7 protein-coding genes and 3 tRNA genes are annotated in these 5,727 nt (G+C 57.1%); 1 reads left to right on the top strand and 9 read right to left on the bottom strand.

Going from position 1 to position 5,727, the window contains the following annotated elements; genetic code table 11:
• A partial coding sequence (locus tag HMPREF9538_RS29520; protein ID WP_148671934.1) for an alpha-isopropylmalate synthase regulatory domain-containing protein occupies positions 1-149 on the top strand: 149 nt, incomplete at its 5' end.
• Here HMPREF9538_RS29520 and HMPREF9538_RS19265 read toward each other — a convergent pair.
• From HMPREF9538_RS19265 to HMPREF9538_RS19305, 9 genes are all read right to left on the bottom strand, one after another.
• A complete protein-coding gene (locus tag HMPREF9538_RS19265) occupies positions 128-895 on the bottom strand; it encodes an AraC family transcriptional regulator (RefSeq protein ID WP_004149452.1) in 768 nt (255 codons plus the stop codon). The genes HMPREF9538_RS29520 and HMPREF9538_RS19265 overlap by 22 nt on opposite strands.
• Positions 896-947: 52 nt before the next feature.
• The gene (gene luxS / locus HMPREF9538_RS19270) at positions 948-1,463 is read right to left on the bottom strand and encodes an S-ribosylhomocysteine lyase (RefSeq protein ID WP_002914351.1); all 516 of its coding nucleotides are present in this window, start codon (positions 1,461-1,463) and stop codon (positions 948-950) included.
• 156 nt (positions 1,464-1,619) lie between these two features.
• Positions 1,620-3,176, bottom strand: coding sequence for a glutamate--cysteine ligase (gene gshA / locus HMPREF9538_RS19275; protein WP_002914353.1), 1,557 nt, complete (start codon positions 3,174-3,176; stop codon positions 1,620-1,622).
• A gap of 66 nt (positions 3,177-3,242) precedes the next feature.
• Positions 3,243-3,671, bottom strand: a complete 429-nt coding sequence (locus HMPREF9538_RS19280) for a YqaA family protein (RefSeq protein ID WP_002914355.1) — start codon at positions 3,669-3,671, stop codon at positions 3,243-3,245.
• Positions 3,668-4,234: a fructose-1-phosphate/6-phosphogluconate phosphatase gene (gene yqaB, locus HMPREF9538_RS19285; RefSeq protein WP_004174701.1), complete on the bottom strand. Its 567-nt coding sequence runs from the start codon at positions 4,232-4,234 to the stop codon at positions 3,668-3,670. Before yqaB ends, HMPREF9538_RS19280 begins: the two co-directional genes overlap by 4 nt.
• Before the next feature lie 125 nt (positions 4,235-4,359).
• Positions 4,360-4,674, bottom strand: a complete 315-nt coding sequence (locus HMPREF9538_RS19290; RefSeq protein ID WP_015958864.1) for a BON domain-containing protein — start codon at positions 4,672-4,674, stop codon at positions 4,360-4,362.
• Between the two features lie 354 nt (positions 4,675-5,028).
• Positions 5,029-5,105, bottom strand: a tRNA-Arg gene (locus HMPREF9538_RS19295).
• 228 nt (positions 5,106-5,333) lie between these two features.
• Positions 5,334-5,410, bottom strand: a tRNA-Arg gene (locus tag HMPREF9538_RS19300).
• 150 nt (positions 5,411-5,560) lie between these two features.
• A tRNA-Arg gene (locus tag HMPREF9538_RS19305) sits at positions 5,561-5,637 on the bottom strand.
• Positions 5,638-5,727 lie beyond the last annotated feature (90 nt).

Here is a 5,727-nt window from a genome sequence, read left to right as displayed (position 1 = left end):
CCAGCCGGTCGGTGGCCTATATCCGCTGCGTTTTTCCGCAAGGAGAAAGCTACTGGGGCGTGGGTATCGATAATGACGTGGCGCGCGCCTCGCTGCAGGCGCTGTGCAATGCGCTCAGCGCCGCCGATCAGGCCGGGGGACGAAAATAGTCGCTGGGGGCGACGCCCATCACCCGACGAAACATGGCGCTAAAGGCGCTGTGGCTACCGTAGCCCAGCTCCAGCGCCACCCGCAGCACGGAGTGGCCCTGCGCCAGGCGCACCAACGCTTCCATTAGCTTCGCCCGGCGCACCCACTCGCTCCACGTCAGGCTAGTCTGCTGCTGAAAATGGCGGTTTAGGGTTCGCTCGCTCATGCTGCACGCCTTCGCCGCCTGGCCGCTGCTCCAGGCCTCGCCCGGCGCCTCGCGTACCTGCTGGCACAGCCGACGCAGCGTTTCGCTTTGCGGCTCCGGCAGGCCAAACGGCAGGATCGCCATCCCGCGGATCTCATCGAGGATTAGTTCATAAATTCTTTCGTCGCGGCTGGCGGGGGCATAGCGTTCCGCCAGCGCCAGGGATGACACGATCAGTTCCCGCAGCAGCGGCGTGATCTGTACGATCTGGCAGCCCGCCGGAAGATCGGCGCGCGCCAGCGGATCGATAAACAGGGTGCGCGCCGCCACGTTGCCGGTCATGCGCAGCGCGTGCGGCGTTCCCGCCGGCAGCCAGACGCCGCGCCCGGGCGGCACCACCCAGTAGCCTACCGGCGTCGCGACCCGCACCACGCCGCTTAGTATATGCAGCAGCTGGGCGCAGTCATGCTGATGCCAGTCTTCCTGGTCACCGTGGGCATAATCATGGGCAAAGGGCACCAGTGGGCGGTGCTGAAAGGAGAAGGAAAGCGTCGTCGTCATCGCGGCGTCAGAAGAGCGGCCCGGCGACAGGCGTCGGGCCGTGGCGGAAGCACTAGATGTGCAGTTCCTGCAGTTTTTCTTTCGGCAACGCCAGTTCGTCGTTGCTGTTGATGCGCACATCGCGCTCAATGATATGGCGAGCGATGTCCTGGGCCTCTTCCAGCGAGTGCATGGTGTAAGTCCCGCACTGGTAGACGTTGAGCTCCGGGATCTGGTTCTGATCTTTCACCTTAAGCACATCGGCCATCGCCGCTTTCCAGGCGTCAGCGACGCGCTGCTCGTCCGGCGTACCAATCAGGCTCATATAGAAGCCGGTGCGGCAGCCCATTGGCGAAATGTCGATAATTTCCACGCCATTCCCGTTCAGATGATCGCGCATAAAGCCCGCGAACAGATGCTCCAGGGTGTGGATACCGCGTTCCGGCATCACTTCCTGGTTCGGTACGCAGAAGCGCAGATCGAAAACGGTGATTTCATCGCCATGCGGCGTGTTCATTTTCTTCGCGACACGCACCGCTGGGGCTTCCATTCGGGTATGGTCGACTGTGAAACTATCTAACAACGGCATTCGTCACCTCCGGGAGTGAATTTTTTTAAAATAAAATGAACTCTTTGTTCAGCCGCGAGTCTCAGTATATGAAAGACGCGCATTTATTATCATCATCATCCCTGAATCAGAGATGAAAGTTTGGCCACAGTGATGTGGCCTTTTTCTTTTCCAGCGCTACGCGTGCCGCGCCAGCAGCGCCTCAAACGGCTCGCTGTCTTCAGCTTCCACTTTCTTCTGTCGCGCCACCGACGCGTCGCGCTCGGCGATAAAATCGTCTTCGCTCAGGATCTCCAGCGGCTCTTCGCGCAGCTGCGTCCGGTAACGATCGGCAAGCGCACGGCCGGTACCGCCAATGCCTTCTTCAATCATAGAACGCAGAATGCGGGCTGAGAAGGTTAATTCCGGATCGTCAAAGCAGGCCAGCAGCTCGTCGCAGACCTGCTGATATGCCTGGCCACCGTGGATACTGTCCAGGGTCTGCGCCACGCGGCGTAAATCGCGGAACAGATCTTTGCCCACCTGAGCCAGCGGGAACTGCGCGCTTTCGCAGCCAATCCCCAGCGTTAAGCCCGGCTTACGCCCTTCCAGAATCACCCGATTCCAGTTGGTGCGGGTGCACAGCAGCTCATCGCTGCTCATCTCCGGCGCGTCGGCCAGCGCGCACCAGACCATAAACAGGTCGAGGAAACGCACCTGCTGGGCGTCAACGCCGATCGGCGAGAACGGATTGATATCCAGCGAACGCACTTCGATATATTCAATACCACCGCGCAACAGCGCATCGGACGGGGTTTCGCCCCGACGGGTGACGCGTTTCGGGCGGATCGGCGCATAAAGTTCATTTTCAATCTGCAGAATGTTGCTGTTGATCTGCAGATACTTGCCGTCTTTCTGCAGCCCGATTTTGGCGTACTCTTCCGACGGCGTTTTAATCGCCCGCTTCAATCCTGCCACATACTCGTGCAGATCGTTAAACGTAATTCCGAGATTGCTTTGCGACTTATTGGTATAACCAAGGTCGCTGAGGCGCAGCGAGGTGGCATACGGCAGGTAATACATGCCGTTGCCCGTTTCCTCAAAGGGCAGCGTTGTCGGTTTGCCTTGCAGGAATGAGGAGCAAATCGCCGGCGAGGCGCCAAACAGATAGGGGATCACCCAGCCAAAGCGATAGTAGTTACGAATTGAGCGGAAATAGCCCGCCGAAATGGCCTCTTTACCACTCTCGGCATCCTCCACACCACATTTTGCCTGCCAGAAGGCCATCGGTAGGGAGAAGTTATAGTGCACGCCGGAGATAGTCTGCATCAGCGCGCCATAGCGGTTCTTCAGCCCCTCGCGATATAGCGTTTTCAGGCGCCCCACGTTAGAGGTGCCGTACTGCGCCAGCTCAATATCCTGACCGGGGGCGATATAGCATGGCATACTCAGCGGCCACATCCGCTCGTCGCCAAGCTGACGCGCGGTATAGCGATGGACATCGCGCATAAAGGTCAGCATATGCTCAATATCGCCATCTACTGGCGTAATGAACTCAAGTAAAGCTTCGGCAAAATCGGTGGTAATCCATTTATGCGTTAGCGCTGAGCCTAACGCCGGAGGGTGACCGGTCGTTGCAAGGGTGCCGTCTGCGTTCACGCGCAGCGTTTCCCGCTCCAGACCACGTTGAATACCCTGCAGAGCCTGCGGATGTTTTTCCAGCCAGGCCAGCGCCTGTGATACGTCCGGGATCAATTTGACCTCCCGCCTGTCGAAATCGTTTGAATAAGCATAATTGTAATGGATGAACTGTCAGTCCAATTAGTGCCACCACGTCATGCCCTGAAGCGTCGCTGCCGCAATAGCGATATAGCGCAGCGCCTTACCAAGGCATAAGAAAAAGAGTACCGGTCCCCAGGAAATGCGCATCCATCCCGCCAGCAAACACAGTAAATCGCCGACAACCGGCGCCCAGCTCAGTAAGAGCGTGACCGCGCCGTAGCGCTTAAGCCAGCCGGCCGCCCGCTCCTGCCAGCGCGAGGTTTTGCGCAGCGGAAACAAGCGCCCCAGAATAACGTTAGTTACCCCTCCAAGGCTATTGCCGATTGTTGCTATTAATACTAACCACCACGGATGACTGACCCCCGCAAGTAGCATAGCCACCAGCACAACCTCCGAATTGCCGGGGAGCAGCGTGGCGCTTAAAAAGCTACTGGCAAACAGCGAGGTGAGTGACAGCGCGTCGCTCACAGCAAACGCACGTCAACTGCGTCCATTCCCGCGCGCTTCGCTGCCTGCAGACCAAAGTCGGCATCTTCGAAGACGACGCATTTTTCCGGCGCGACGCCCATGCGCTCGGCGCACAGCAGGAAGGTATCGGGCGCGGGTTTATGGTTGACCACATGATCGGCCGCCACCACCGCGGAGAAGTAATGACGCAGCCCCAGGTGCGCCAGCAGCGCTTCGGCGACGGCGCTCTCGCTGCCGGTTCCCACCGACATCGGGCGACGGCCGTGCCATGCCTTAACCACCTCAATCAGCGGCAACGGGCGTACGCTGTCCAGCAGCATCGCTTTGACGGCCTGGGTTTTTTCCTGCGCCAGGCGATGTGGATCGAGATCGGCCTGGTTGAGTTCGATAATCGCCTGGGCGATTCGCCAGGTTGGTGAGCCATTGAGCGCGACCATCGCCTGTTCGTCGAAACGCATACCGTAGCGGCCCAATACCTCGTTCCATGCCTGCCGATGGGTCGGCTCGGTATCGAGAATGGTGCCATCCATATCAAAGATCAGTCCTGCGTAACCTTCGTACATTGTCTTCTCACCAACCGGTTTGGGAATGATTACTGTAACGCAAAAGCCCGCCGTTGTCGCGGCCAGCGGCGCAGACGACAAAGGCGCCCTCAGGCGCCCCCAAACATTAGGCCGGATAACCAGCCTTATTTAATACGCAGATCGTTCTCGACCATTCGCACGCCCTGCACTCGGCGTGTGACTTCTATGGCTCGTTTAGCGCTCTCCGCGGAGGAGACAAATCCGCTCAGCTGGACGCGGCCTTTAAAGGTCTGGACGCTAATTTCTGAGGACTTAATGTCTTTATCGTTAAAGAGCGCCGTTTTCACCTTGGTGGTCACCACGGTATCGTCAATATAGCCGCCCGTACTCTCCTTTGTAGCCGATCCCGCACAGCCAGCGAGGGCCGTCGTTACCAGCAGCGTCGCGCAAAAAGCAGGTATTGCTTTGAACCATTTCATGGATTTCTCTCCTTGCATTTATCTCAGCCTGATAACGCTGATATACAAGGATAAATTATAGTGGAAAGCGCGTCTTGCCAATAAAAAAGTAGGATGAAGCCAGTGATGGAAAACGAGGTAATCGGGATGGTGAGAGAAGAGTGAAGATTATGCATTCAGAACGGGTGCTGCGATAATTTCGCAGCCTACGCAACAACATCGTCGTTGTTACTGAGGAGAATATGGTGCATCCGGGAGGATGACTCGGCTACGCCTCGCCCTTCGGGCCGTTGCTTACGCAACATTATCCCCCCTGGTGCTGGCGATGATTTCGCAGACCATAAAACAACATCGTCGCTGTTACTAAGGAGAATATGGTGCATCCGGGAGGATTCGAACCTCCGACCGCTCGGTTCGTAGCCGAGTACTCTATCCAGCTGAGCTACGGATGCATCGGGAAAGCTATTTTACTGCGGGGTTACTCTCCTGGCACTTACGATGGTTTCGCAAACCAGATAACAACAATGTTGCTGTTACTAAGGAGAATATGGTGCATCCGGGAGGATTACTCGGCTGCGCCTCGCCCTACGGGCCGTTGCTCACGCAACGTTATCCTCCCTGGTGCTGGCGATAATTTCGCAGACCATAAAACAACATCGTCGCTGTTACTAAGGAGAATATGGTGCATCCGGGAGGATTCGAACCTCCGACCGCTCGGTTCGTAGCCGAGTACTCTATCCAGCTGAGCTACGGATGCATCGGGAAACTTGCTTTACTACGCGTCAGTGTCACAACTAACACATGCCACACTGAGTATGATGGCCTAATCGGTAGAGTGACTCGATTATGCCTCGCACTGCGGGCCGCTGCTTTCACAGCGCTCTTCTCGCTTAATTCAGAAAGAAGATGGTGCATCCGGGAGGATTCGAACCTCCGACCGCTCGGTTCGTAGCCGAGTACTCTATCCAGCTGAGCTACGGATGCATCGGGATTACTGCTGTAATTCTGATATCAAATTTCGCGATTTGCCATTCTTATTAAAGAATGGTGCATCCGGGAGGATTCGAACCTCCG

It is taken from the genome of Klebsiella sp. MS 92-3, assembly GCF_000195655.1.
In the GTDB taxonomy this organism is placed as follows: Bacteria; Pseudomonadota; Gammaproteobacteria; order Enterobacterales; family Enterobacteriaceae; genus Klebsiella; species Klebsiella pneumoniae.
The sequence above is the reverse complement of the archived record's forward strand: the minus strand, read 5'-3'. Positions and strand labels throughout refer to the sequence as shown.

What these genes read in the sequence shown, in the direction of transcription:
- HMPREF9538_RS19265 (WP_004149452.1), bottom strand. Translation starts at nt 895, where the DNA reads ATGACGACGACGCTTTCCTTCTCCTTTCAGCACCGCCCACTGGTGCCC.
- luxS (WP_002914351.1), bottom strand. Translation starts at nt 1,463, where the DNA reads ATGCCGTTGTTAGATAGTTTCACAGTCGACCATACCCGAATGGAAGCC.
- yqaB (WP_004174701.1), bottom strand. Translation starts at nt 4,234, where the DNA reads ATGTACGAAGGTTACGCAGGACTGATCTTTGATATGGATGGCACCATT.
- HMPREF9538_RS19290 (WP_015958864.1), bottom strand. Translation starts at nt 4,674, where the DNA reads ATGAAATGGTTCAAAGCAATACCTGCTTTTTGCGCGACGCTGCTGGTA.